Genomic DNA, 25251 nt, shown 5'->3' on the forward strand with positions numbered 1-25251 from the left:
CTCGGAGCATTATGTTGTTTACATAATAAGAATAAAACTCTGCTCATTTGTCGGATTGATCTGGCTATAATGGCGCCTAATTTATGATCGCTGTTTGCGATCAATGATGACTGAAACTTACTTTTTAAAAATATAGACGATGATAAATACAATCACTCAAGTGCTTGAGCAATTGGGGTTAAGCGCACAAAAACGTGCCATTCATGCACAATTTTCACATGCTGCATTAAATCATGACACCTTTTTGCAGCATATTGAAGGCACACATGCATTAAACCAAGGTTTAAACGTTGAATTGATCTGCCTCTCAACCAATGCCCTGATTCCACTCAAACAATTTATCGGGGTACAAGTCGCGGTCGATCAGGTCACAGACCAAGGCACATTATTTCGCAGTACAGGGATCATCACCCACGCCGAACAAGGACAAAGTGATGGTGCACTGACCCTGTACAAACTTCGCTTAGAAGACGCAACGGCACTTTGGCATAAACGTCGCAACAGCCGAGTGTTTATGAATAAAAGTGTGCGAGATGTCAGTGAAATACTCTTTAAGGAATGGCAGAGCAAAAGTCCGCTATTTGCTGCTAGCCTCAGTCTTGATCTTTCTGGTTTAAATACAGAGACCGATGTTCGTCCCTTCATCATGCAGTCAAATGAAACCGATTATGACTTTCTAACACGGCTCTGGCGCAGTGAAGGCATCAACTGGCTGATTGATGAAGCTGAACTCTATGTACCTCATACTCGTCATCCGATTCAAGCCCAAAAACTTAGACTCTTGGATGACAACAGTCAGTTTCAAGCCTTAAAGCGTCGACAGATTCGTTTTCATCGTTCTAGTGCTACCGAACAACAGGATAGCATCATCAGTCTGAGTGCACAGCGCAGCCTGCAACCCACTGCAGTCCATATCCAACGTTGGCAAGCCGATCACCTGAGTCAAGAAGAAGGCGCAGGTTCAGTCCAAAGCCAACATCAACACAGTACACAGCAAGACAATGCTAGCCTCAGCTTAGAACAAGCGTGGCATATTAGCCCTGCATGGATGCAAGATTTAAATGGAGAAGATCAGGCGACAGCAGCATCAAACAGCCAAATTGAAAAACTCAATCAAACCCTGAGTAATGTCTACAACCAACAGGCGAAACAATTCACTGCACAGAGCACCGTACGTGATGCCCAAGTGGGGTATTGGTTTGAGTTACATGAACATCCTGAACTTGATCAACACAGTGACGCAGACAAAGAATTTCTGATCACGACCAAGACTTTCTATAATCAAAACAACTTGCCCAAAGATCTGAGTGAGCAAATTCAGCATTTACTGAAACAAAGCCAATGGTCACTCAAAACCAGCGCAGTGCCAAGCGAACGCCAAGCCAACCACCTAAGTTTACAGCGTCGTCACATCACGACCGTTCCAGTTTATAACCCGATAGAGCACCGACCAGCCACACACCCACAGCGTGCCAAAGTCGTGGGACCAAGTGGCGAAGAAATTCATGTGGATGAATGGGGACGGATCAAAGTTCGCTTCCTCTTTACCCGCAACGATGACCACAGCCATGATGGCGGTGCAGGCGCCAATGACAATGATACAGACTCGGCATGGGTTGATGTCTTGACCCCATGGGCGGGTGAGGGCTATGGCGCACGCTTTTTACCACGCATTGGTGAAATCGTGGTGATTGATTTCTTTGATGGCAATCTTGACCGTCCCTTTGTGGTTGGACGGATTCATGAAGCGCAGCGCAGCCCAACGAAATTTGATCAGAAAGGTCAATTGCCAGAGACCAAGAAACTGGCAGGGATTCGCTCTAAAGAAATAGGGGGTGAAGGCTATAACCAACTCCGCTTCGATGACACCACAGGTCAAATCTCGACTCAACTACAAAGTAGTCATGGGGCAACTCAGCTAAACCTCGGTAACCTCAGCCACCCCAAAGAAACGGAGACAAGTGAAGGACGAGGAGAAGGCTTCGAGCTTCGAACTGATCAATGGGGCGCGATTCGAGCAGGCGAGGGATTACTGCTCAGTAGCCATAAACAAGATCAAGCTGCAGGTACACATCTGAATGCTCAACCTGCCAAACAACAACTTGAAGGAACTTTAAACAATAGCCAAGCTTTAAGTGAAGTGGCGAAGAATCAACAGACAGATCCACTAGAAGTTTTAGAGAACTTAAAAGGCTTCTTAGAACAGATTGAACAACATGATCAAAACAAGGCAGATGCATTTAAACAAGCCATCATGATTCTCTCTGCACCGAACTCAGTTGCTGTCAGCAGTAATGAAGACCTTTATCTCTCAGCTGATGGTCAAATCAGCCAAAGTGCAGGGGAGAGTATTAACCTTTCTACACAGAAATCGTTGATTGCACATGCCAGTGAGAAAATCAGTCTCTTTGCAGCACAGGACGGGCTAAGAGCCTATGCAGGCAAGGGTAAGGTTGAGATACAGGCTCAAGGTGATGCACTCGATGTCATTGCGCGGAAAGACATTCAAATTATTTCCACGGAAGAACAAATTGAAATTAAGGCCAATAAGAAAATCGTGCTAACTGCTGGTGGTAGTCAAATTGAGATTAGTGGTGCAGGGGTATTACCGACCACTGCTGGAAAGTTTGAGGTCAAAGCAGGGCAACATCAGTTTTTGGATGGGGAAAGTGTTCATGCAACCATTCCCTTAATACCTAAATCGGGGTTACACAAAATACAATTTGAATTGAGGGATACTGAAACCCAAGAGTTGCTGCCTTTCACTTTTTACATGTTAATGAATGATGATGGACATATAAGCTATGGAAAAACAGATGCAAATGGTTTGACACAGGCATTTGTCACTGACAAGCAAGAGAATTACTATCTACATGCAATCAATAACAAAATAAAGAAATTGGATAACTAAGATGGCAAAGTATCCTCAACCTAAGATTATACAAGCTGCATTAACGAATGTTCCAAAACATATTGCTTTGCCACGTTTGAAATATGTGATTACAGCTAAAACATCAGAAGCCAAATCTACCTATGTATCTAAGCTGACATATTTCAATAAGTTTATGAAAACCCATAAAATTGAGGTTAACTATGATACTGCGGTTGTTCAAGTTGATATTTTCTTAGATGGTAAATGGTATCAGGGGGCAATCCTCCCACACTTAGCACAATCTGAAAGCGGAAAATTTACAGAGGTCAAGTTTAAGTACCATCAAGCAAAAAGTTCCCCTATTGATGAAAATAAAATCCAAAAAGTTTATATAAAAGAAGGTGCCGAAGTTGGGTGGAAGCTGATAAAGAAAGAACAAACGTTTGATGAGTTGTTAAGAGAAATTTATAAAAAAGTACCAAATCATACTGAACGGGATATTTTCAGGCATGCTAATGCTCACCTTAGTGATCTACAAGATTTAAATTTGAGTAAAAAAATTAAACCTGGTCAGATTGTTCTTATTACAAATAAAAAGAGTTCACCTGAACTAACAGAGTATAAAAAGTTAGCATTAGAGGCTGAAAGAGTATTTCAATTTCTATGTACGCAGAATGGATTTGATCCTAAATTCTTTGCAAATAATTTTGAACTTTTAATGGATTATATAGCTTTAGCTCAGCAAGTTCAGATTGCTAGAGTTGACTATCTTAAAACTGTGGAAGGACATAAAGAAAGCTATTGTGGTGATGTAGCCCTGAATCAAAAAGTTGAATCTGCTAATGCTGCTGCTATTTATTCTGATCAAACTAAACATAAGATGGATGATCATAAGCTGCAACGGCTGAATCAAGAACTATTAGCTAAATTAAATAATGATATAACTGCCCTTCAAAGAGCTTATAGTACTGAAGCACAAGGAAAGACCAAACTTGGCAATCCAAAGCATAATGCTGATTTTAAAAGAAAAAATTATCATTTGTATCAACGTATTGAACAAACGATTGCTGGTAATTTTGTTCGATTACAAGATAATAAAGAGTTTGCAAAAACCCTAAAAAATATTGTGAGAGACACATCAGGCGTAAAAGCCCCAGATTTCATGGGGGGATTAAAGCTCAATGTTAAAATGATGGAGACGATTGGACGGGCAACCATAAGCCTTAAACTTGGTATGAAGTTAGTATTGTATTTTTATATCGCAGAGTCCGCAGTGAAGGTTTATGGAGCATCACAGACAGGGGATACAGCCTATACGATTAAAGTAGCGACAGTAGAGACAGCAAATATAGGAGGAGGAATCTTAATGGGAGGGCTAGGTGCTACTGGTGGTGCAAAGCTCGGTGCGTTGGCGGGAGCAGAGATTGGCTTGATATTAGCACCTGTAACAGGGGGAACATCTATCGGTATAGGTGGAGTTATCGGGGCAGGTATCGGTGCTGTAATTGGGGGAGTTGGTCTAGGTTTTGCTGGTAATTATGTAGGTACAACTGTTGCAAGAAATATTACAGGTGTATGTAATTAGGAATATAAGTTATGTTTGAAGATTTAAAAAATATTAGAATTAGAGATATTATAGTTACTGATGATATATTTCTTATTTGTGTTTTTTTAATTATTCCTTTTGGTCTTTTATTGCTGTTATTTACATATATGTATAATAAAGTCTATATAAAGAATAATAAGAGAGATTTTTTGGTTTTTTTCTTTGGAGAGAGAGGTGGAGAAGAGTTTTCTAGAGTTGGAGGAGATCTGGTTGTAGTTGCTTATTGGTTTTTAATATATTACTCAAATTATAAAACTTTGTCTGTAAAGTTACACTTTCCATCTATAAATGATGAAAAAAATAAACCAATACCAATTATTCCAAATACATATAGAGAAAATTTGAAAGTCTTTGAAGAAAAACATAAGGGGTGGCTATTAATTAATCTTTCATCTATGTATCTAGGATTTATTCTTGGGATTATATTCTTGGTATATGGTTTTTTTATGGAAAGTTAAATTTAGCTAACCTAAAAATTTATTTATTTTAATATGTTTATGTCAAAAATGGGTGGTCGATGAGCCTGTTAAGGCAGTTGCTAAAAAGAATAATCGTATTTACATTTGGAAAGTGGTTTTATTTATACGGCTAAAGTAGAATTTTTTTTAGTGTCTTGAAAGTCAATTTTAAAGTGAGAAGATCATTTATTACTTTGAACCGTGTTTGAGTATCGTAAGGCTTTGTTGCACAAACATTCAAAAGCTAAACTTCTTCCAAGTTATCTAAATTTAAGTGGCAACTTGGGTGTGAGGTCGGCCTAAATCTGTAAATTTATTTAATACGGCCACACGTGCATGAATCTCATTGACTTGGCTTTGAAAGTTTCTCGCACGGAGTTTATCGCCTAATAATTTGATGCAATGCATCTTGGTTTCTATCAGACTTCTGCGATGATAGCCTGACCAATTTTTCCATATTGTTCTTCCTAAACGTTTAACTGTTCGAAGTAATTCATTTCGCTCTAGCGAGCTGGTCTTTGTATCTTTCCAAGGTTTCGCATTTTTTCTTGGCGGAATCACCGCATGTGCTTGTCGGTCTGCAATTACTTGACGGCATTGCTTGGTGTCATAAGCCCCATCAGTATAGACAGAGTCAATCTGCTCATCTTGTGGAATCTGATCGAGTAAATCACCAAGCACTTGTGAATCACTCACATTATTTGTAGTGAGTTGAATAGCGCGTATTTGAAGGGTTTCAGCATCTATACCAATATGAAGTTTACGCCATTGGCGACGATATTCAGGTTGGTGTTTCTTACGCTTCCATTCACCTTCGCCTAGAAACTTTAAGCCAGTAGAATCGACGAGTAGCTGGAGACCATTACTGCTTTTTTGATAGTTAATTGCAATATCAATATGCTTTTGTCTTCTGCAGATGGTGGAATAGTCTGGTGCTGTCCAATCTAATCTACAAAGATGAATGAGACTTTGCACAAAGCCAGTGACCATGCGTAAAGAAAGACGAAATAAGGATTTGATCATTAAACAGCATTGGATGGCTGTATCTGAATAAGTTTGATTTCGACCATGTTTACCTTTGGGTTGAGCGTACCATTGAGTCTTGGGATCAAACCAAATTGAGAGATTTCCTCGATTTATTAATGCACTGTTATAAGAAGACCAATTGGTTGTACGATAGATTTTAGGTGTGGGCTTATTCATTTGAGAATTATATTGTGGAATAAGCCTTTAGAGATAGGTTTGTGCAACAAAGCCGTATCGTAAGCTTATTGAAAGTGCTCCCTATCCAGAAAATTATATAGAGCAAAAAGAACGGAATGTATAACTAACTAGAAATTAAAAGGTTATTTAAGGTAAATTATTTGAAACTAAATTTAAAGCTTGTTCAAGGCCCGATCCATTCTTTAGAAAAAGTCAAGTCCAAAATACCAGTAAATCAAAATGTAGGAGGAATCGCAACTGGCACCGCTTTTGCAGGTGTACTGGCTGAAAGTAGTTCTTTGCTTACCAGTGCTCCCATACTAGTGATGGCAGGTAAAGCTAAAGATGGCATCACGTTTACTGGTGAAATAGAAGGATATTCCTTGCTAGGACAATTTACGACGACACGTTTTAAAGAAAATGATGAACTTATTGCTGTAATTAGTGAAAAACCTGTAGATGGACGTCATCAAGTTTATGCCATTCTGGATCCTAAATCTGGTTTGCTTTATATGATCTATGAAATGGGCCGTTCAATAAAAATGGGTTATAAGGCTATTATGATACAAACTTATTACTTCACCTTAATTACATGGGGAGTAATAGCAATTTTAATGCTACTGTTTTATATATTTAAGTTTTCTTATTCTTGGGATTCTTTTTTACGCCTAATTATATGGACATTTTGGGGGATTTTTGGAGTGGGTACCTTAATGGGATTTGTAAACTATTTTGGCTATAAGAAGTCATATGAAAATTTTGGAACATTATCAGAGCAAATATTTAAAAAACTTGGTTTTGAATGTCCAGAAGAACAGGATTTTTATAATGATTTTTTAACTGATGATGGTGTTCAGATTAGTGTAATGAAATATCGTAATAAGTTAAAAGGACAAGACCCTTATCCAGAAGATTATTTTGATAAAAAAAGAACGGTTGAAACTTTGAATTAAGCGTTGAGAAGACTTTTCACACAATGTTATTGACTACAATACTTATTCCAGCATGGCTTTTCATGTATGAATTGAATGATTTTTCCAAGCTTTAATATACCATTTTGGACTAAATTTAGATTTAAGTTTAGCTTAATACCAAATTCATCTTGCTCCAAAAATTATTCCATAGACTTAAATATTCAGTTTGAAGTTGCTGGAAATACAGAGCCTGTTCAGGTTTATAGCATTGTGTGAATAGCACCCAAATATCGTCTTCATGATTGTCATCGTTAGCAAGGGTTGTATCACATGTTTCTGCAAGGCCATGACATGCATAGTAGCCTTGGGTAAATAAAGGATGATAGGCTGCGAGATTAGTTCTGAGTGCTTCACTAAACTTAATCACTTGTAGTTCAGTACAAGCCAAAATGAGTAGCAAGTCTGAATAAGAATGAATATGTTCTTGAATAAATTGTGCGATTGCAAATGCTTCAGGCTCGGTCTGTTTTTGATCGGTGACATTGAGTTCAAGTTGCTGCATCAGTTGAAGGAAATAGACCAAATGCGATTTAGAGGGTGAGCTTTTCTCAAGTTGGTGGGTATTAAAACCCAATTCATCTAGAAGATTTAGCGACAACAAATAACGTGCATATATCTTGGCTGCAATGCGGTCTTGCTCCACGATATTACTGTCGTGCTCAAGTTGCAGCGCTTGATACATAACCATACTCAAAGCATCAGTGAAAATTTTAACAATGGCTGTAAAATAATTCAGATGAATAAATTTCAGCTGTTCAAGGCTCAGTTGGCATTGATGCAGCCGTGTCAGTATCGGATGTTGAAATAAAACATGTTCGGTTGTCATTTGCTTTAAATGGCTGATCGCTTGAGTGTTGGTTGCCCATGACGCTGAGTTTAAGGATTGTTCAATAAAGCGCAAAACTTCTGCGCGGGTATGTTCAGACTGGGTGAAGGAGAGAGCATTCATATACGAGGTAAATTTTAATTGTCATCATTTTTATCATAGTGAAAAAGACTCGATTCTTCTAGTGTTTTATTTATCTTAAAAGCCATATATTTCAAATGCTTATTTTAATATTGATATTGTTTCTTATAAAAAAACGGTGTTGGTCTAAATTTGATATATAATATCGTCTTCAATCGATGTATTTCGTTTTCATGTGCTGTTCTTTTGGGTTAATGGCTTAATTTTAAAGTTTTGTGCATCAGGTAAAATAAATGTCAAAAAAAGAAGACATCATTAACACAGCGCTTAATCTCTTTAACTCACATAGTTATAATTCTATCGGTGTGGATCGGATTATTAGCGAGTCTGGCGTTGCTAAAATGACGTTTTACAAATACTTCCCATCTAAAGCTAAATTAATTGAAGAATGCTTAGTGACAAGAAACCAAAATTTACAGCAGTCGCTTGAAGCGACGATTGCTGCATGTGACCCAAGTGATTATCTCTCCCATATTCGTGCAATTTTTGAATGGTACCATGCTTGGTTTCATAGCGCGGATTTTAATGGTTGTATGTTCCAAAAGGCAGTTGAAGAAATTTCAAAAATTTATCCTTCTTCGCTACAGCCTGCAATTGATTATAAAGAATGGTTAAAAGGCAAGTTATGTCAGGCTTTGAATCGTCTAGGTGTGAAGCAGGATGAACAGTTGGCGGCTTTTTTATCCAGTATTTTGGATGGCATGACCATACAGGCGCAAATCGATCCGAACCAAGTGCATTTGGAAGATTATTGGAAGCGTGTGAATACTTTAATCCAAATGGAACTTTCAGCTGTCTAATGTATAAAATTTCATCTTAAACTTAACCCAATACACATTATATTGCTGGCTTAAATGAGTTTAAAATAAATCAAGTACAAATAAATAAGCGCGATAACGGTTAAGTTATCGCGCTTTGCTGATAATGATTATGTTCCATATCGCACATTATTTGACAATAATGCATGATATGAATATGAGCAACTTAATGTGCCTTCTTATATTTTTTGTACCCTCTGAATGTTTTCGGTCATTCAGTATTTCAGCAAAAATAGACAGACTTGTCTGTTTTGTTGAATTATAGAGACTTTGTGGAGAAAAACAACCAATCTCTCATTATTTTGGCTGAAATTTATTCATTATGCTTAATATTCCTTAAAATATGTAGGGTATTTATTATTTGTTGCGTTATTTACCCAAATGATTTAAGCACTTTGGGGGTAAATAAATGGTAAATTCATTGATTGGTTCAATCAGAACACTATAGGGCTTGAGCTGATCTTCATAGCATACAAGATTGAGCTTTGCTAAAAGTTCAAAGCGAGCGTAATGCAGCGTTGCAGGTTTCGGATTTAAGCGACCATGCCACACACGATAGCTGCCGAGTTTTCCATCGCGGCGATGGTAAAATCCTGCCAAAGGATGAGTCAATAAGACCTGATAACTTTCTAAATTGGGAAAGCCTTCAAAATGCCATCTCTCATGTTCGGACTGAGACAAATGCACATCTGCAGTGGCCCATGCCGATTGGGTACGCATTTTATATTGTGTATATCGACCCTCTGCATCTTGCTGACAATCAAATTCAATCTGTGCAGGATGCCACGGTAGTTGCCAAACATAACGAGGAACGATCAGTGTCCAAGAGTCCAAGGTCGTTCCTAAAAACCAAACGCAACGTTCCTGTGTCTCCTGATCAATCACGTAGACCCGATAATTGGTTTGTCCCATCGTGAATTTTGGAAAAGGATAAACCGCAGAGCTGAAATCGACATCGATGAAGGGTACTACCGACATCAGTGCGTGTTGTTTGCCTTGGTACTGGACCGTGTCTAACTTAAACCGTGCTGGAATGATCTCTTTAAGCCGCGCTGGGTCGACGGCATAAGTAATGAGGGCAAAATGCTGGAGTTTACACTGTACATCGAGGCCGCTGGGCTTGGGTTTCGGATGTAAATAGTCTTTAAATTTGAGTTCTGGAAAGGTCATTGGTTTAAATTCTAGATTTTGTTATTTTTTAATATTAGATAAAGCTATACGTAGAGTAAATAAAAAACCGAAGCCTAAGCTTCGGTTTTTTAATATCTTTATATGATCTTATTTTTCAACGAATGCACGTTCAATCACGTAGTCACCAAGTACACCCATACGTGGCGATTCTTTTAAACCATGTTGGTCTAGAAGTGCAGCAACGTCATCGAGGAATGCAGGGCTACCGCAAAGCATTGCACGGTCTGTTTCTGGGTTGAAACGTGGTAAACCGATCTTCTCAAAAATCTCGCCAGTTTCAATCACAGTTGTGACACGACCTTGGTTTGGATACTCTTCACGAGTAACCGTTGGGTAGTAAACCAATTTGTCTTTAATGCCTAATTCTTCAAAGAACTCATTGTTCGGAAGTTCGTCTAAAATGAGGTCTTGGTAAGCCAACTCAGAAATGAAGCGTGTACCATGAACCACAATCACTTTCTCAAAACGTTCATAGGTTTCAGGGTCACGAATGGTTGCCAAGAACGGCGCAAGACCTGTACCAGAAGAAAGCAGGTATAAGTTTTTACCAGGGTTTAAGTCATCAAGCACTAAAGTTCCAGTTGGTTTTTTAGATACCAAAATTTCGTCGCCCACTTTAACTTTTTGTAAAATAGAGGTTAACGGGCCATCAGGAACTTTAATTGAGAAAAACTCAAGTTCTTCTTCGTAGTTTGCACTAGCGATAGAATAAGCACGCATTAACGGTTTGCCATTTACTTCAAGGCCGATCATCACAAATTGACCGTTTTTAAAACGTAAAGCAGTGTCGCGCGTCGTTTTAAAAGAGAATAAAGTATCATTCCAATGGTGGACGTGAGTAATCTTTTCGACGTTGAAAGCAGCCATTAAAGGTCTCAATAAATTATCAAATTAGAACAGGTTGCTATTCTAATCTAAAATCATTCTCGATAAACTGAATATATTTAATTGAGCTTATTAGAAAAAGTGATGATGACTGAGTTAACCTTGCCAATTATTGGCTATATGCACTCTTCTTATAAGGAAAAGTTTGGTATTCCTCGTCAGCCTAATTTGGTTCAAGTGGAATCGTATATTGAAATGCTAGCACCCTATAATGATGTTCTGGCCTTTGAAGGAATTGAGGCATTTAGTCATTTATGGTTGGTGTGGCAGTTTCATGACAATAAAAATCCAGAAAAAACCCAGTTTCGCCCACAAGTTCGTCCACCACGCTTAGGAGGGAATAAAAAAATAGGGGTGTTTGCTACGCGTAGTATGTATCGTCCTTCACCGATTGGTCTATCGGTGGTAAAGCTCAAGTACGTTAAAAAAGAAGGGAAGTCGGTTCGGCTGTATGTCACAGGAAGTGATTTACTAGATGGCACCCCAATTGTTGATATTAAACCTTATATTCACTACTCAGATGCAGTTATAGATGCGGAAAGTGGCTATGCGCAAGATGAACCTAAACGTAAATCGGTGATGTGGTCGGATCGAGCAATCGAGCAGAAGCAGCAGCTCTTGATGAGTGGGAAATTGTCTGTACAGACCGTACAAGAGCTTGAAGCCGTTTTATCTTTAGATCCTAGACCGGCGTATCAGGATGATGAAGCACGGGTATATAAAATGAAATTTGCTGCTGTTGATATCGCTTTTACAGTGGGTGAAACTACAGTGAATATCACGGCCGTAGAATGAGAGTCTTAAAGAGAGAAGCTCCAATACAACAGCCCAATCAAAACCATCATATGCAAAATCTGAATTGGGGCAAAAGCAATAAAGTATTGTTGACCACCTGTTAAGGCGGCATTAACGGATTTAGCAACAGCGTGTGCAGCCAAACCTAAGATAAATGCAGACATTGCTGCCGTGTCTGCTGGTGCTCCTTGCATGACCACAGTTGCCATCGCTGCATGAATTTCAAACAAAGAAGCCAGTAAAGTCCCAGCGATTAAACCTGCATCTCCCAGCCAAAGGTTGAGTCCATACACACCCGCTTGGATGAACGTCAAAGTCAGAGCAATAATGCCAGCCTCTTTTAGGCTAAACATGCGTGAATCAGTGGGTTGATGTTGTTCTTGCGCAGGCACAGATCGTACCAACATGTAGGCACAGATCCCTAAAAGGACACTTGCCACAAGGGTCGGAATCAGTATGGTCTTGAGCCAAGGCATACTTACACCAGCGACGATAATCAGCAATTGTAACAAAGTGGCAATACAGGACATGAGTGCTGCACCTGCATTGGGTTTGGCGAGTGCTCGACCTGCACGTACTTCCATACCTAAGCTGGCAACAGTCGCTGTACTGGATACAAATCCTGAAGCGATTGCCGATAAAATCATGGCATTTTTAGTGCTCAGCAGTCGTTTGGCAATATGTGCAAGCGCTTGAACAGCAAGAATGAGTGTAACTAATTTTAAAATAATATAGGGATTCAACACAGCACCCCATAAAGGCGTATTCGGCGTTAAGGGCAAGGCAATTAAAATCAACGCTAGGAGAAAGATACCGTCTTTAAACTCTGCCTCAGTAATCCATTTCCCCGCAATGCTGTGCATCGGATGTTTGGTCATTAAAATAATGGTCAGGAGCACGGCTAAACCCGCAGCAAGGGGGGTATTCCATAAGCACATCGCCCCGATAAAATAAGTCATGACAAAGGCAAGTTCGGTGGTTGAACCCAAATCTTCTATTTGGTTTTTCATTGAAAATATAACTATGCCGCCGATGATCAGCGCACCGACAATGCCAATATTGACACCAAATAAAAAACAAATAGCACCGAGGAGTGCACAAATGGCAAAGGAGCGTAGTCCTGCAAAGCTCTGTTGGTTTTCACGTTGTTTACTTCGTTCACGTTCTAAACCAATCAATAGGCCACAGCCTAATGCTGAAGCCAAGGTGATGAGGACCTCAGATAAAGCCAAGCTGTTGATGGAAATTGCGCTGAAGTCCAAGCCTATCTCACAAAAGCTAATGATCTGTCTAAAATATAGGCGAATGCTGAAGGTGGATTCAAGTTAAAAGAGCAAGATTTGTGAGTAAATTCGTGATTATATTTATGAGCTTGGCTACTCCTCAATATTTGTGGGATTTGCTTATGCTTTGTGCGAATGAATACAGAAAATCTTGCTATAGTGGGGTTATGTTTGGGGACGTATAACAATGAATTTTAATTTTGAAATTGATACCACTTGGTGCTTAGATCAACTCTTTAAAGATGGGCGAATTACTGAAAAAGAAAAAAATCTAGTACAAACCTCGCACCGTCAACGCGATCAATTGAAGTGGCATCCACTACAGTGGATTGCTCATTTTAATCTGGTGGATCAGTCGCATCCACAGTCGAGACTGACATTAAATCGGCTGTGTCAATGGTTAGCCGAAAAGACCCAATTACCGTTTTATGTGATTGATCCACTCAAAGCCGATGTGCAAGCGTTGACTTCGGTGATGTCTCAAGAATTCGCCTTCCGCAATAAAATCTTGGCAGTTGAAGTTCAGGCCAATCAAGTGTTGATTGCAACAGATCAGCCCTATATGAAAGATTGGATTGCAAATTTGGAGCAGAATGTTGCACCGAAAAAAATCCAGCGTGTATTACTTAGCCCTGAACAATTACAGCGCTATATGGTCGAGTATTATCAGGTGAGCCGTGCTGTCAGTAACTCCCAGAAGTCTGGGAGCTATGACCGTGATAATAAAGGTGTTGAGGCACTTTTACAGTTGGGCGATAGTCAAAATCCAGATGCCAATGACCAACACATTGTTAAATTAGTTGACTGGGTTTTACAGTTTGCTTTTGAGCAAGGTGCCAGTGATATTCACTTAGAACCACGTAAAGACAACGGCAAAGTTCGTTTCCGTATTGATGGGGTATTGCATACGATTTATAACATGCCAGCCAATACTTTAACCGCAGTGATTTCGCGGATTAAAATTTTAGGTCGAATGAACGTGGCAGAGAAACGTAAACCACAAGATGGACGTTTAAAAACACGGACACCGAAAGGGCAAGAAACAGAACTGCGTCTTTCGACTTTACCGACTGCTTTTGGTGAAAAGTTGGTGATGCGTATTTTTGACCCTGAAGTTCTAGTGCGCAGTTTTCAGCAGTTGGGTTTTGAAGGGCATTTGCTCAGTAATTGGCAAGCGCTGACTTCGCATAGTCACGGCATTATTTTAGTAACAGGGCCAACAGGTTCAGGCAAAACCACCACGCTTTATTCTTCTTTGAAACAATTGGCTACGGAACAGGTGAACGTCTGTACCATTGAAGACCCGATTGAAATGTTAGAACCGAGTTTTAACCAAATGCAGGTGAATACAGGTATTGATCTTGGTTTTGCTGATGGTGTTCGCGCGCTGATGCGTCAAGACCCCGACATTATTATGGTCGGTGAGATTCGTGACCATGATACGGCCAATATGGCGATTCAGGCCGCACTTACAGGACATTTGGTGTTGTCAACTCTGCACACCAATGATGCACCTTCCAGTCTAACGCGTTTGCATGATTTGGGCGTACAACCGTTTTTAACCGCGGCAACCATTTTAGGGGTATTGGCACAGCGTCTGGTACGTCATCTATGTCCACATTGTAAAGTTGAAAAGCAAATCAACAGCCAAGAATGGGAGCATCTGACTTTTGATTACATCATGGAAATGCCTGAAAAAGTCTTTACCGCAGTAGGATGTGAAGAGTGTCGGCAAACGGGTTATAAAGGACGAGTCGGTATTTATGAATTTATGCCGGTGAGTTTAGAAGCCAAGCAACTGATTGGTGCCAATGGTGACTTGACTGCACTGCGTCAACAAGCCAAAAAAGAAGGCATTGAGCCTTTAAGAATTGCGGGTGCACGTAAAGTTTTAGAAGGCGTCACCACGCTAGAAGAAGTGTTACGTGTTGTCCCACTCAACTAAGCGTTTAATGCATTACTTGAAGCTTTCTTAAGATTCAGCTCATCTAGCTTTGGTTTAATGACTTCATCGAATAGGTGAACAATTAAATAGAGGTACTGGATATGAATATGATGATGAAAGCGTTATTGGTTGCAGGTGTTATTGGCTCAACCACTGTCGCTGTAGCAAACACCGCAGTGAACCAAGCGGCAGTTGCTGCTTCAACACCAACTACAGTTAAGCATGCGTTAACATTAAAAGATGACAGTCACGTCCAGTTAAAAGGTTATGTGGTCAAAGCCATTGGGGATGAGAAGTATGAATTCCGTGACCAAACTGGTTCAATTACTGTCGACATTGATGATGAGTTATGGGGTGGCAAAGCAATTTCGGCTAAAACACCTGTAACCATTATCGGTGAAGTAGATATTGACTACAAACCAGCAAAACGCGTTGAAATTGACGTAGATCAAGTGAAATTCTAAACACACTTGCCCAAGTTCAATTCAATTTTGATTGGGCATTCTTAAAAAAACCACAGGGCTTTGAATGGATATTAGCCCTGTGGTTTTTTGTATTTTGAGCCATTTCACGGCATGATCTAAACAATAGTGATTAGGCAGGTTAAGCAGTGCGGATATTATTAGCAGAAGATGATGCCTCTCAAGCTGAGAGTATTAAAACTTGGCTTGAAATGGATGGCTACAGTGTCGACTGGGTGGAACGGGGCGACCATGCCATTTTAGCCATTGAACAGCATCAGTATGACTGTGTGCTTTTAGATCGTGGTTTGCCACATGCCACAGGTGATGACATTTTGCTGAAAGTCCGTGGCAAGAACCTATCGACTCCTGTGATTTTTTTAACAGCGCGTGACAGTATTCGAGATCGAGTCGAAGGGCTAGACTTGGGCGCCAATGATTATTTGGTCAAACCTTTTAGTCTAGAGGAATTATCCGCTCGAATTCGTTTACAACTTCGACAGCAACAGCATAGTAGCTCGCAGGTATTGAGCTATGCCAATATCCAACTCGACCCACAGGCCAAAAGTGTGACTCAAAATGGTCAAGCTGTTAATTTAACCGCCAAAGAGTTTCAAATTTTGCATAAATTGATGCTCAAACCCGAATATGTCGTTACGCGGGAACAACTCGAAGAAAGTCTTTATGCATGGGGTGATGAAATCGAAAGCAATGCAATTGAGGTCTTTATTTATCAATTACGAAAAAAACTCGGTAGTCAGTGTATTAAAACCATTCGTGGTTTGGGCTACAGAATGAATCAGGACACATAATGGCTCAGCCAATTTCACTGCAGCGTCAGCTCGTTAAAAGTTCGCTCCTCAGTTCGATACTGGCGGGGCTTTTGGCATTGCTGATGTTTATGGGGGTGTCGGTTTATCAGACTATGTCTATGCAAGATGAAATCATGGATGAAATGGCCGATATGTTGCTGGCAGATGATTTAACGGTCAGCAATGGTCAAGCCTTGGCAGAGCTTAGTGATGAGTTTGATATTCGCTATCGACTCGATAATGCACAGCAACTTTTGACTGCATCCGAAGATGTGCCTGAAAAAATTACCGTGGATCATTTGAGTTTGGTTTCAGATGCACCTTATGGTTTTTATTGGTCAGAGCATAAACTGTGGCGTATTTATACTGCACAGGATAATCACGGTTTGCAGGTTCAAGTGACCCAGTCGATGTCCGAACGTTTCCATGCCTTTTGGCAAAGCATCCTAGTTTTCAGTGGTGTGTTGTTTTTAGTCTGGTGTGTACAGTGGTTGTTGATGCATTTTGCCATTCGACGTAAATTTCGGGTGATACACCAAGTTTCAGAGCAAATTTCAAATAAATCGGTCAATGATTTAGCACCTATTTCTATGCCAGAACCTGAGCTGATTGAGTTACAACCGATGCTATCGCAGCTGAATGCTTTATTGGAGCGTTTAGACCAAGCTTTAGTGGCAGAGCAGCGCTTTACCGCGGATGCTTCACATGAGTTACGTTCTCCACTGTCTGCGATACAAATGCGACTTCAGGTGCTCAAGCGCAAGTTTCCTGAACTTGAAAGTGAGTTCAAACAGATCCAACAAGATGTCAGTCGTGGGGTGCAGGTGTTGGATAATTTGTTGTTGCTGGCACGTCTAGACCCTGAGCAAAAGGAAAGCTTAGCGAAGACTAAGTTTGACTTCAGTCTGCTAATGCCGGACGTGATTAAAGCTTTACAGCCGTTTGCGGACTCAAAACAGATTAAAATTAACGTGGTGCTTGCAGAGCAAGCCTGTGTCTTGGCCAATGAGCAGCTCTTATTTAGCGCACTTCGCAATTTGCTCGACAATGCCATTCGCTATAGCCCCGAGCAGGCACAAGTTTTTGTCAATCTCACGATCGAAAAACAGCAGCTCAGACTGAGGATTGAAAATAGTGGAAATGGGGTCGATACAGCGGTTATCCAGCGTTTGGGTGAACGCTTCTATCGGGCTTTAGGTACAAAAACACAAGGTTCAGGTTTGGGCTTATCGATTTGTCAGAAAATTGTCGATTTACACGCAGGGCAGTTGTTATTTAGTTCATCCGACTTAGGCGGTTTAAAAGTGGAACTGCTGTTAAATAGGGTTGAGGCTTAGATATGCAGATTGTGATCTGTGATAAAAACAGCATAAATGATCAAACTTAAAGACATTAAAAAGCAGTACGCGCTGACATACTGCTTGTTTCCACGATTATTGTTATTGGGTTTTTATAGTTCTTATTTGGTAAGAATGAGTCGATTATTGCGAGTGAGTCGTAGACGATACTCTTCTCCAGCATGCATAATGCGAATTTCACGGCCTAGGGCAAATAAGTTGTTTGAGTGTAGCATTGGTAGTGAAAGGGCTGTTTCGTTACGAGTAAATAAGCTAAATGGTGCGTTCATTCTGGCGACTCCGTGGTATATGTTGAACGATTTAAATGATAATCATTATCGAATGAGGCTGTCAACATTTTCTCGCTGAAAATATAAAAAACTTCAATATCGTTACATGCAGTCACTCAATACACCACACATCTGAAATGGAATCTGATTATGTCAAAACCTTTGGTTCAAGTCGCTATAGCCATCCTTTTACATCAAGGCAAAGTGTTGGTGGGTTGGCGGCAGGCGGAACAGCATCAGGGCAATAAGCACGAATTTCCTGGAGGGAAGGTGGAAGCAGGTGAAACGCCTGAACAAGCCTGTCGCCGTGAAGTCTTAGAGGAAGTTGGAGTTGATATACAAGATTGGCATGCTTTTGACTGTATTCAGTTTGAATATGACGATGTGATTGTCAATTTGCATTTATTTCATACCACAGTATCAAATCATCTATTGGCAGACATTCACTCACCATGGGCGTGGTTCAAGCGTGCCGAATTACAAGATCTTAACTTTCCAAAAGCTAATCAGGCCATTTTGAAGCGACTTTATATTGCACCCGTGATTAAAATTTCAGATCAAATCGATCTGTTGAAGGGTTTGCCTGAACAACAAGTGCTGTATTGGCGAGTGCCTGCGACTCCTGAACATATTTTAAAAATTGCAGAACTGAGTGTAGAGCAATTGGCACGGGTGATTGTAAATATAGAACTATGGAAAGGTTTAAATCCACTACAACAGCAGGCAGTTGCGGCCATACACCTGAAACAATCTCAACTGATGCAATTGAGTAAAGGGGAGCTAAATGTTGGGCAGCGTTATATAGCGGCCTGTCATGACCGTAGCAGTGCTGAACATGCACAAGAAATTGGCTGTGATGCTCTTTTACTCAGCCCTGTACTTGAAACACTCAGCCACCCCAATAGTGAAACTTTGGGTTGGGAGAAGTTAAGCTTGATTGCAGAAGAGATTCATATCCCGATTTTTGCTCTCGGCGGCTTACATTTAGCCGATTTAGCCAAGGCAAACAGTTATGGTGCTTATGGTATAGCAGGGCAGCGCTCCATCTAACGGAGCGTGCTTTTAAGACAGACTTTTGATTGCTGTTTGGGCTTGTTGAATGGTTTTCTGATTCTTCTGCATTTGACCTGCTTTTAAGATAACGCTCCAAAGCTGCTTTTTCATGGCATTGCTTTGGGCATAACTCAAACCGCGACGTGCAAGCGATTCCGCATTTGCAGGTTGTTTTTGTTGATTAGCAATTAAAGCCAAATACAAAAAGGTCTCACTCGACTGTGGTGCTAAACGCTGTGCTTGCATGGCGTAGCTTTGTGCTTGACTCCACTGGCCTTGGCGATAGGCCGTTTGTGTTTTTTGCATCAGACTTTTAAAAGCAGGAAGCTGTCGCCCATCATCAAACTGTTGTTTGCTTTTCTGCTCAGGAATCACAATCTTCTGACGTTGAATTTCTTCGCGGTCATAAGGGTGAATTGTAACTCCTGAGGGTGTTTTCTGCTCTTTATCCGCCTGTGTCGGCTTTTCAGGTATCTTTTTTTCAGATGGCTGTGGGAGGCTTTGACAGCCTGCCACAGTCACGATGGTTGCTAAGATACTTAAACGTTTAAACCACATCAAAATTTAAATCCGTCCTATTTATTCAGGTTGATAGCTACCACTCGAAATGACTTGCGTCTCATCTTCTAAGTTACGCTGCATGTTCGATTCACTTTCACGAATATAGTTGTCTATGCTGTCGCCTTGTTCAGGTGTAGCTTGGTAACCATCTGTTTCAGGATTGTAAGTGGGTTCAACTTGATAATGCGGTAAGCCACATGTGGTTGCTTTGCGTGGTACGGTGTTTCGCAAGAGGGGAATATACATTGCACCCTCACAACCTTGCGCGGCAAGATAACCCGTGCCACGATCAATCCAATGCCATTGCACATCATCCGGTTGGCGTAAGTTGACTGGTTTTTGACGCAGCTGGCTCATTACACTTGTCCACACTGGCAACGCACCTGAAGAACCTGTTAAGCCAGTTTGTTTATTGTCATCTAAACCTAGCCAAACCACAGAAACATAATTGCCCGAGTAACCTGCAAACCATGAGTCACGGGTGTCATTGGTGGTTCCAGATTTGCCTGCAAGCTGAAGCGAGTTCGGTAGAGTGTTATAAGCTGAACGACCTGTACCTGAGGTCATCACTTGTTGTAGACCATAGTTCAGGACATAGGCAGAAGCAGGGTCAATGGTTTGTTGGACATTTAAACCATAACGGGTCAGCAAGCGACCATTTTGATCGACAACAGTACGAATGGATTTAGTCGGATACTTAAAACCGCCTGTGGCAAAGTTGCCATAAATGCTGAGCATTTCCATCGGAGACATGTCTACCGCACCCAAGAAAATGGATGGATAGGTTGGGATGTTACTGGTCACACCAAAACGTTTTAGGTGGTTACTAAACGTCGATAAACCAAACTCTTGACCAAGGCGAACTGCTGACAAGTTATATGAATTAGACAGTGCCTGTACCATTGGTACAACGCCGTGTTCGCCACCACTATAGTTCTTGGGTGTCCATGCTTTACCATTGGCTTGAATACTAATGCTACTGTCTTCAATTGGGCTGGCCCAGTTGTAACGTCCCGACTGAATCGCACTGAGGTAAATCACCGGTTTAAGTAGTGAACCGACTTGACGTTTGGCATCGAGTGCACGGTTAAAACCAGTAAAGTCTTGGGTTGAACCAACAGCTGCAACCAATTCACCATTTTCAGGATGAGCAACCAACACCGCACCTTGCAGCTCTTTTAGACGACTTGAACCACGGCTTAAGCGACCAACAGTCGATTTAAACGCATCTTGAATTTTGGTTTGTGCAATTGGATCGAGCGTTGTAAAGATGCGTAGACCTTGGTTGGTCAAATCACCTTCTTGGTATTCGGTACGTAACTGACGGCGTACAATGTCTAAGAAATCTGGGAAACGTGAAGGGCCGAGAGTCGGTTTGGCAATCACATTTAAAGGGCGAGCTGTTTCAGTTTCATATTGTTCTTGGGTCAGATAGCCCATGACCAACATATTGTTTAAAACAATATTACGGCGCTTTTTCGCAGCTTCTGGGTTACGCCAAGGGTTATATAAGGTTGGACCTTGTACCAAACCCACCAAATAAGCTTGTTGCGCAATATTTAGCTCACGCAAAGGCATGCCGAAGTAAAACTGTGAAGCCAAACCATAACCATTAATAGAATAGTTGCCGTTTTGCCCGAGGTTCACTTCATTGAGATAGGCTTCTAAAATTTCATCTTTGTCATAGTGAAACTCAACCAATAATGCCATAAATGCTTCATTGACTTTACGCTTAATGGTTTTTTCAGGGGTGAGGTAGAAGTTTTTCACCAACTGTTGGGTCAGTGTTGAACCACCTTGACGTTTTCCACCCGTTACATTACTCACAATCGCACGTGCCGTACCACGAATTGAAACGCCGTGGTGACTATAGAAATTACGATCTTCTGTTGCAATTAAAGCCTCAATTAAAGGCTTAGGGACTTTGTCGAGTTTAATCAGGACACGGTCTTCATTATGCTGCGGATAAATCCCGCCAATCAGCATCGGCTCTAAACGTGCAATCCCTGTAGATGAGGGTTTAGTTGCACTGACTTCAGCCACTTGCTCATTGGCAAAGGTGACTTTAAGCACTTGTTCAGGCTCGACACTATCACCGAAGTCAAAGCCACGGGTATGTACATATAGCTCATTGCCAGAACTGACAAAGTTCCCTGATTTGGTATAGTTTTCCGAGGACTTATAGCCCAAAAGTTTTAACTCTTGAGTGAAGTCAGCCTGATTGACAGGGGCATTGGTATACACTTCGAGTGGGCGTGCGAATACCTTCGCAGGAATGTCCCAGCGCTTGCCTTCAAACTTGTCACGTACAACGGAGTCGAGTCTTATTAAATAAATACTAAACACCAAGAATGCTGCAATGACTAAGATGCAGAAGATCAGTGCAATTAAACCTATGCCACGTTCTGACTTCATAAATACGAATAAGATCCTGAGAAATTGTGCTAATCATGCGAAGCTTTTCGCTAATTTGCAATAATTAAACTGTGAACAAACTGAAATATAGACAATTCCGCGAGTAGGAGCAGTCACTTTAGTTTTTGAATCAATTTAAATAAATAATGTTATGATAGGCGGGAATCGTAGCGGAGCGATGTTGCAGGTGCAAATTTCACATAAAACATTTCGAAACATAGGCTTAATTGGACGTCCAGATAAGTCTTCAGTCGTCGAAACCTTATGTCTTATTCATGATCATCTACTCAGCTTAGGGTTACATCCCGTTTTTGATGCGCAAACCGCTGAACTGGTTCCTTATAAAAATACACAAACGGTGAGTCGTGCACTTCTGGGTGAAGTGGTCGATTTGGTGATTGTGGTGGGCGGGGATGGCTCACTTCTGCATGCTGCACGTGCCTTGGTTAAATTTAATACTCCTGTAATGGGTGTAAACCGAGGGCGTTTGGGTTTTTTAACCGACATCAAGCCGACTGAAGTGATTTTTAAGCTCGATCAAGTTTTAAAAGGTGAGTTTCAGTTAGATCGTCGTTTCTTATTGGAAATGGAAATTCGCTCAAAGGGCGAGACGATTTATGATGCGATTGCCCTAAACGATGTGGTACTACACTCGGGTAAGTCGGTGCATATGATTGACTTCGAACTGAATATCGATGGTCAATATGTCTACCGTCAACACAGTGATGGTTTGATTGTATCGACGCCTACGGGTTCAACAGCCTATTCGTTGTCAGGTGGTGGCCCAATCGTGCATCCGGGGATGGATGCGATTGCTTTGGTACCGATGCATCCACATACCTTGTCTTCACGCCCGATTGTGGTGGGTGGACACAGTGAAATTAAGCTTCTGATTCGTGAAAACCGTGTCTTGCCGATGGTCAGTGCCGATGGTCAACACAGTGTTTCACTCAATGTGGGTGATAGCTTACATATTCGTAAGCACCCCTTTAAACTGAATTTATTACATCCACCGGGTTATGATTTTTATATGTCATGCCGAACTAAACTTGGGTGGAACCAAGATTTTGACTCTTTTCAACAGGATTAAATCATGAATATTGAACAGATGCTTTCTATTTTAGATGCCGATATTGTTGAGCGTTTAAAAACAGCTGTAGAAATTGGTAAATGGCCAAATGGCGTTGCGTTGACTGCTGAACAACGTCAAACTTGTATGCAAGCCGTTATTGCTTGGGAGCATCAGAATACTCCTGAAAAAGAACGTACGGGTTATATCGATAAAGGGCATAAAGAAGAAGGAGAGGAGTGTGATTCTCATGAGCCTGAACCAGAATTTAAACCTATTCGTTTTATTTAATTGATTAAAATACGTTGAATCGCTCAGCAACAGATGCTTGGTGATTCAACAACTCAATTTAAAAGAATAACCTTCAAAACTGTTTCAATCATTATGCTTATAAAAATAATAAAGCTCACTCGACTCAGTTTGTTCTTCATTACTGTAATTTCGAGCAATGTATTTGCAGAGCCAATAAGTGATGCAAGCAAAATTGAATGTTTATTAGATGTTTTTGTTTTACCGAGTCAAAATTTTCAAAATCCCGTCACACAATACACATCAATGAAAAATGATGGTTATCCGATGTTATTGATTGGAATAAAGATCCATAACGCCTATGCAGGCGAAGCATCGAAAAAGATAAAAAGACATCAACTCTATTGTTCAAGCCTCATTGGACAACAAAAAGATGTTTATTTATCTGGCCATCATGAATCTCAAAAAATCGACATTCATATTGGTGATCAGTTGAATCTCAGAAATATTCATTCTTTAGGAAAGCATTATCCTTACTGGGCCGACTTTTACTGGGTCGAAAAGCGTGACGAATAACGTTCACGCTTTTGTTTGTCCTCTCAGCTTAGAAACGGGTGTGCCAAAGCTGCTTGGCTTGTTGCATGGCATCGCCATACGTATCGCACACTCCCATGGTATAGAGCGCAATGCCAATGGTTTCAGTCACTGCCATTTCACCATATTCATGCTGTTTTTCACCCAGCCAAACTGCTTTAAACTCAGCCAAATCTAACTCTTCTTCAATTGGGCTTCGGTTGTCGGTGAGTTTAGGTAGCTCATGTTCGTAGAGTTCACCATTTTTAATGCCGCAGATCAGTGTTTTGGCATCTGGGTTACGTTCAAATTCGCCGCCTTCACCTTTAATGACCGCACTATTTTGATAGCCCAGTTTAAATGCTGCTTGCTGATGCGAACCACGATAGGCAGGGTGGAAAATAGCTTGCAAGGTCGCTTTAGCATTAAATGGATTGATCAAGCGCGCAAGTGTATGAATGGGTGAACGAAGACCCATAACATTTCGTAGTGAAATTAAGTCACTTAAAATCGGGGAGATGGCGTGCAGCGGTAAATACGCAAAATTACACTTCGCTAATTCCTGTTCCACATCTGCTTGAGTTTGGCAAATATTAAAATCGAGATATTCTAATACCTGTTCAGTATAAATACGGTTAATGGTATGACCTGATGCTCCGTGCATCACGACCTTATAACCTGCTTTAGCTAAAGTCAGTGCCGCTAAGAGAAACCATGGATAGTGTTTACGCTTGCCTGCATAAGAAGACCAGTCTAAATCGACCTCTAAAGGCGTGAACGGCAGTTGATCTCGTGTGGCTTGAACAAAGCCTGCCAGTTCATCTACAGACTCTTCCTTAACTCGTAGTAGCATCAGAAATGCACCGAGCTGTACATCTAACACTTGATTTTTCAAGATCATATCAAAGGCTTGGTAAGCTTCTTCATAACTGAGTGAGCGTGCCCCATTTTTCCCTTTGCCAATAATGCGAACAAACTGGGCAAAAGGGTGCTCAGCATCTTTATAAATATTTCTTTTGTTGTTCATGGAAAAACCAAAGTAAGTGAAGGCTGTGTTGTGCTATTTTAGTGGAACAATCAAAAAAAACAGCACTTTTAATTTTAAATAAATTTTCCACTATTAGACTAAAGTATAAGTCATATTGTTTAGATTTTATACATTATGATTGAAATCAGTTTACTTTGATTAAAGAATGTTAGGTAAAATTTACCCAATAATTGTGACTCGCTAGTTTTTAGTCTCTCCCATTGCAGTAAATGTGAATGAACTGTGATTTTTGTCACAGTGCTGTTGTTTGTACACCATGATTTTTTACCCGGTGTTTGGATGCGGTCCAAACTGTGGGCTTTTTTGTGTTTATCAGAAAGCCAACTACCTATGAGGAAGTATAGGTATACCGATTTTTTTCAGTCTTTTGATTTACAGAAGTATTC

The 25251-nt window shown here is 40.7% G+C and carries 23 protein-coding genes; 14 read left to right on the forward strand and 9 right to left on the reverse strand.

The genetic code is table 11. From position 1 onward, the window contains the following. Positions 1–139 precede the first annotated feature (139 nt). The 3 genes from ACFN7Z_RS05045 to ACFN7Z_RS05055 are packed head-to-tail and all read left to right on the forward strand — an operon-like array spanning position 140 to position 4936. On the forward strand, positions 140–2911 hold the full coding sequence (locus ACFN7Z_RS05045) for a type VI secretion system Vgr family protein (RefSeq protein ID WP_010327172.1): 2772 nt from the start codon (positions 140–142) through the stop codon (positions 2909–2911). A 1-nt stretch (position 2912) separates the two neighbouring features. Next, the gene (locus ACFN7Z_RS05050) at positions 2913–4457 is read left to right on the forward strand and encodes a hypothetical protein (protein ID WP_010327171.1); all 1545 of its coding nucleotides are present in this window, start codon (positions 2913–2915) and stop codon (positions 4455–4457) included. A gap of 11 nt (positions 4458–4468) precedes the next feature. Further along, positions 4469–4936 carry a hypothetical protein gene (locus tag ACFN7Z_RS05055; RefSeq protein ID WP_010327170.1) on the forward strand — a complete coding sequence of 156 codons (468 nt, stop codon included), beginning with the start codon at positions 4469–4471 and terminating at the stop codon, positions 4934–4936. A gap of 270 nt (positions 4937–5206) precedes the next feature. Here ACFN7Z_RS05055 and ACFN7Z_RS05060 read toward each other — a convergent pair whose 3' ends face one another. Then, on the reverse strand, positions 5207–6139 hold the full coding sequence (locus ACFN7Z_RS05060) for an IS5-like element ISAha1 family transposase (RefSeq protein WP_004637176.1): 933 nt from the start codon (positions 6137–6139) through the stop codon (positions 5207–5209). Positions 6140–6300: 161 nt separating this feature from the next. Between ACFN7Z_RS05060 and ACFN7Z_RS05065 the strand changes: the two genes are divergently transcribed. Next, a complete protein-coding gene (locus ACFN7Z_RS05065) occupies positions 6301–7092 on the forward strand; it encodes a putative type VI secretion system effector (protein WP_010327169.1) in 792 nt (263 codons plus the stop codon). 127 nt (positions 7093–7219) lie between these two features. Here the strand turns inward: ACFN7Z_RS05065 and ACFN7Z_RS05070 are convergent, their stop codons facing one another. Beyond that, positions 7220–8062 (reverse strand): hypothetical protein, encoded by an 843-nt coding sequence (locus ACFN7Z_RS05070; RefSeq protein ID WP_395442590.1) that lies wholly within the window; start codon positions 8060–8062, stop codon positions 7220–7222. 251 nt (positions 8063–8313) lie between these two features. On the opposite strand from ACFN7Z_RS05070, the gene ACFN7Z_RS05075 reads away from it, so the two are divergent. Continuing rightward, the gene (locus tag ACFN7Z_RS05075) at positions 8314–8880 is read left to right on the forward strand and encodes a TetR/AcrR family transcriptional regulator (RefSeq protein ID WP_010327167.1); all 567 of its coding nucleotides are present in this window, start codon (positions 8314–8316) and stop codon (positions 8878–8880) included. Positions 8881–9267: 387 nt separating this feature from the next. Here the strand turns inward: ACFN7Z_RS05075 and ACFN7Z_RS05080 are convergent, their stop codons facing one another. Further along, complete coding sequence (locus tag ACFN7Z_RS05080; RefSeq protein WP_010327166.1) at positions 9268–10068, reverse strand: DUF2071 domain-containing protein; 801 nt, start codon at positions 10066–10068, stop codon at positions 9268–9270. A 108-nt stretch (positions 10069–10176) separates the two neighbouring features. Next, positions 10177–10956 (reverse strand): ferredoxin--NADP reductase, encoded by a 780-nt coding sequence (locus tag ACFN7Z_RS05085; RefSeq protein WP_004696086.1) that lies wholly within the window; start codon positions 10954–10956, stop codon positions 10177–10179. A 102-nt stretch (positions 10957–11058) separates the two neighbouring features. On the opposite strand from ACFN7Z_RS05085, the gene tsaA reads away from it, so the two are divergent. Continuing rightward, entirely contained in the window at positions 11059–11769 is a 711-nt protein-coding gene (gene tsaA, locus ACFN7Z_RS05090) for a tRNA (N6-threonylcarbamoyladenosine(37)-N6)-methyltransferase TrmO (RefSeq protein WP_159151646.1), read from the forward strand. Between the two features lie 5 nt (positions 11770–11774). Here tsaA and ACFN7Z_RS05095 read toward each other — a convergent pair whose 3' ends face one another. Continuing rightward, complete coding sequence (locus tag ACFN7Z_RS05095) at positions 11775–13031, reverse strand: MgtC/SapB family protein (protein WP_159151647.1); 1257 nt, start codon at positions 13029–13031, stop codon at positions 11775–11777. 208 nt (positions 13032–13239) lie between these two features. Between ACFN7Z_RS05095 and ACFN7Z_RS05100 the strand changes: the two genes are divergently transcribed. From ACFN7Z_RS05100 to ACFN7Z_RS05115, 4 genes are all read left to right on the forward strand, one after another. Further along, on the forward strand, positions 13240–14997 hold the full coding sequence (locus ACFN7Z_RS05100) for a GspE/PulE family protein (protein ID WP_159151648.1): 1758 nt from the start codon (positions 13240–13242) through the stop codon (positions 14995–14997). A gap of 101 nt (positions 14998–15098) precedes the next feature. Further along, the gene (locus ACFN7Z_RS05105; protein ID WP_004696098.1) at positions 15099–15461 is read left to right on the forward strand and encodes a NirD/YgiW/YdeI family stress tolerance protein; all 363 of its coding nucleotides are present in this window, start codon (positions 15099–15101) and stop codon (positions 15459–15461) included. Between the two features lie 146 nt (positions 15462–15607). After that, the gene (locus ACFN7Z_RS05110) at positions 15608–16270 is read left to right on the forward strand and encodes a response regulator transcription factor (protein WP_010327161.1); all 663 of its coding nucleotides are present in this window, start codon (positions 15608–15610) and stop codon (positions 16268–16270) included. Next, positions 16270–17607 (forward strand): HAMP domain-containing sensor histidine kinase, encoded by a 1338-nt coding sequence (locus ACFN7Z_RS05115; RefSeq protein WP_010327160.1) that lies wholly within the window; start codon positions 16270–16272, stop codon positions 17605–17607. The genes ACFN7Z_RS05110 and ACFN7Z_RS05115 overlap by 1 nt, the downstream gene beginning before the upstream one ends. A 122-nt stretch (positions 17608–17729) precedes the next feature. Here ACFN7Z_RS05115 and hemP read toward each other — a convergent pair whose 3' ends face one another. Continuing rightward, positions 17730–17897 (reverse strand): hemin uptake protein HemP, encoded by a 168-nt coding sequence (hemP, locus tag ACFN7Z_RS05120; protein WP_029575074.1) that lies wholly within the window; start codon positions 17895–17897, stop codon positions 17730–17732. Positions 17898–18047: 150 nt separating this feature from the next. On the opposite strand from hemP, the gene ACFN7Z_RS05125 reads away from it, so the two are divergent. Further along, positions 18048–18947: an NUDIX domain-containing protein gene (locus ACFN7Z_RS05125; protein WP_010327158.1), complete on the forward strand. Its 900-nt coding sequence runs from the start codon at positions 18048–18050 to the stop codon at positions 18945–18947. 12 nt (positions 18948–18959) lie between these two features. On the opposite strand, the gene ACFN7Z_RS05130 is transcribed toward ACFN7Z_RS05125, so the two are convergent. Both ACFN7Z_RS05130 and mrcB read right to left on the reverse strand, forming a co-directional pair. Further along, positions 18960–19508, reverse strand: coding sequence for a tetratricopeptide repeat protein (locus ACFN7Z_RS05130; protein WP_010327157.1), 549 nt, complete (start codon positions 19506–19508; stop codon positions 18960–18962). Between the two features lie 21 nt (positions 19509–19529). Beyond that, the gene (gene mrcB / locus ACFN7Z_RS05135) at positions 19530–21926 is read right to left on the reverse strand and encodes a penicillin-binding protein 1B (protein WP_010327156.1); all 2397 of its coding nucleotides are present in this window, start codon (positions 21924–21926) and stop codon (positions 19530–19532) included. Between the two features lie 151 nt (positions 21927–22077). On the opposite strand from mrcB, the gene ACFN7Z_RS05140 reads away from it, so the two are divergent. From ACFN7Z_RS05140 to ACFN7Z_RS05150, 3 genes are all read left to right on the forward strand, one after another. Beyond that, entirely contained in the window at positions 22078–23016 is a 939-nt protein-coding gene (locus tag ACFN7Z_RS05140) for an NAD(+) kinase (RefSeq protein WP_004696112.1), read from the forward strand. Positions 23017–23019: 3 nt separating this feature from the next. Further along, positions 23020–23286 (forward strand): YeaC family protein, encoded by a 267-nt coding sequence (locus tag ACFN7Z_RS05145; RefSeq protein ID WP_010327154.1) that lies wholly within the window; start codon positions 23020–23022, stop codon positions 23284–23286. 93 nt (positions 23287–23379) lie between these two features. Then, a complete protein-coding gene (locus tag ACFN7Z_RS05150) occupies positions 23380–23820 on the forward strand; it encodes a hypothetical protein (RefSeq protein ID WP_035330667.1) in 441 nt (146 codons plus the stop codon). A gap of 28 nt (positions 23821–23848) precedes the next feature. Here the strand turns inward: ACFN7Z_RS05150 and ACFN7Z_RS05155 are convergent, their stop codons facing one another. Further along, the gene (locus ACFN7Z_RS05155; protein WP_010327152.1) at positions 23849–24844 is read right to left on the reverse strand and encodes a glycosyl transferase family protein; all 996 of its coding nucleotides are present in this window, start codon (positions 24842–24844) and stop codon (positions 23849–23851) included. Positions 24845–25251: the final 407 nt, after the last annotated feature.

It is taken from the genome of Acinetobacter sp. P1332 (genome assembly GCF_044057475.1).
In the GTDB taxonomy this organism is placed as follows: domain Bacteria; phylum Pseudomonadota; class Gammaproteobacteria; order Pseudomonadales; family Moraxellaceae; genus Acinetobacter; species Acinetobacter johnsonii.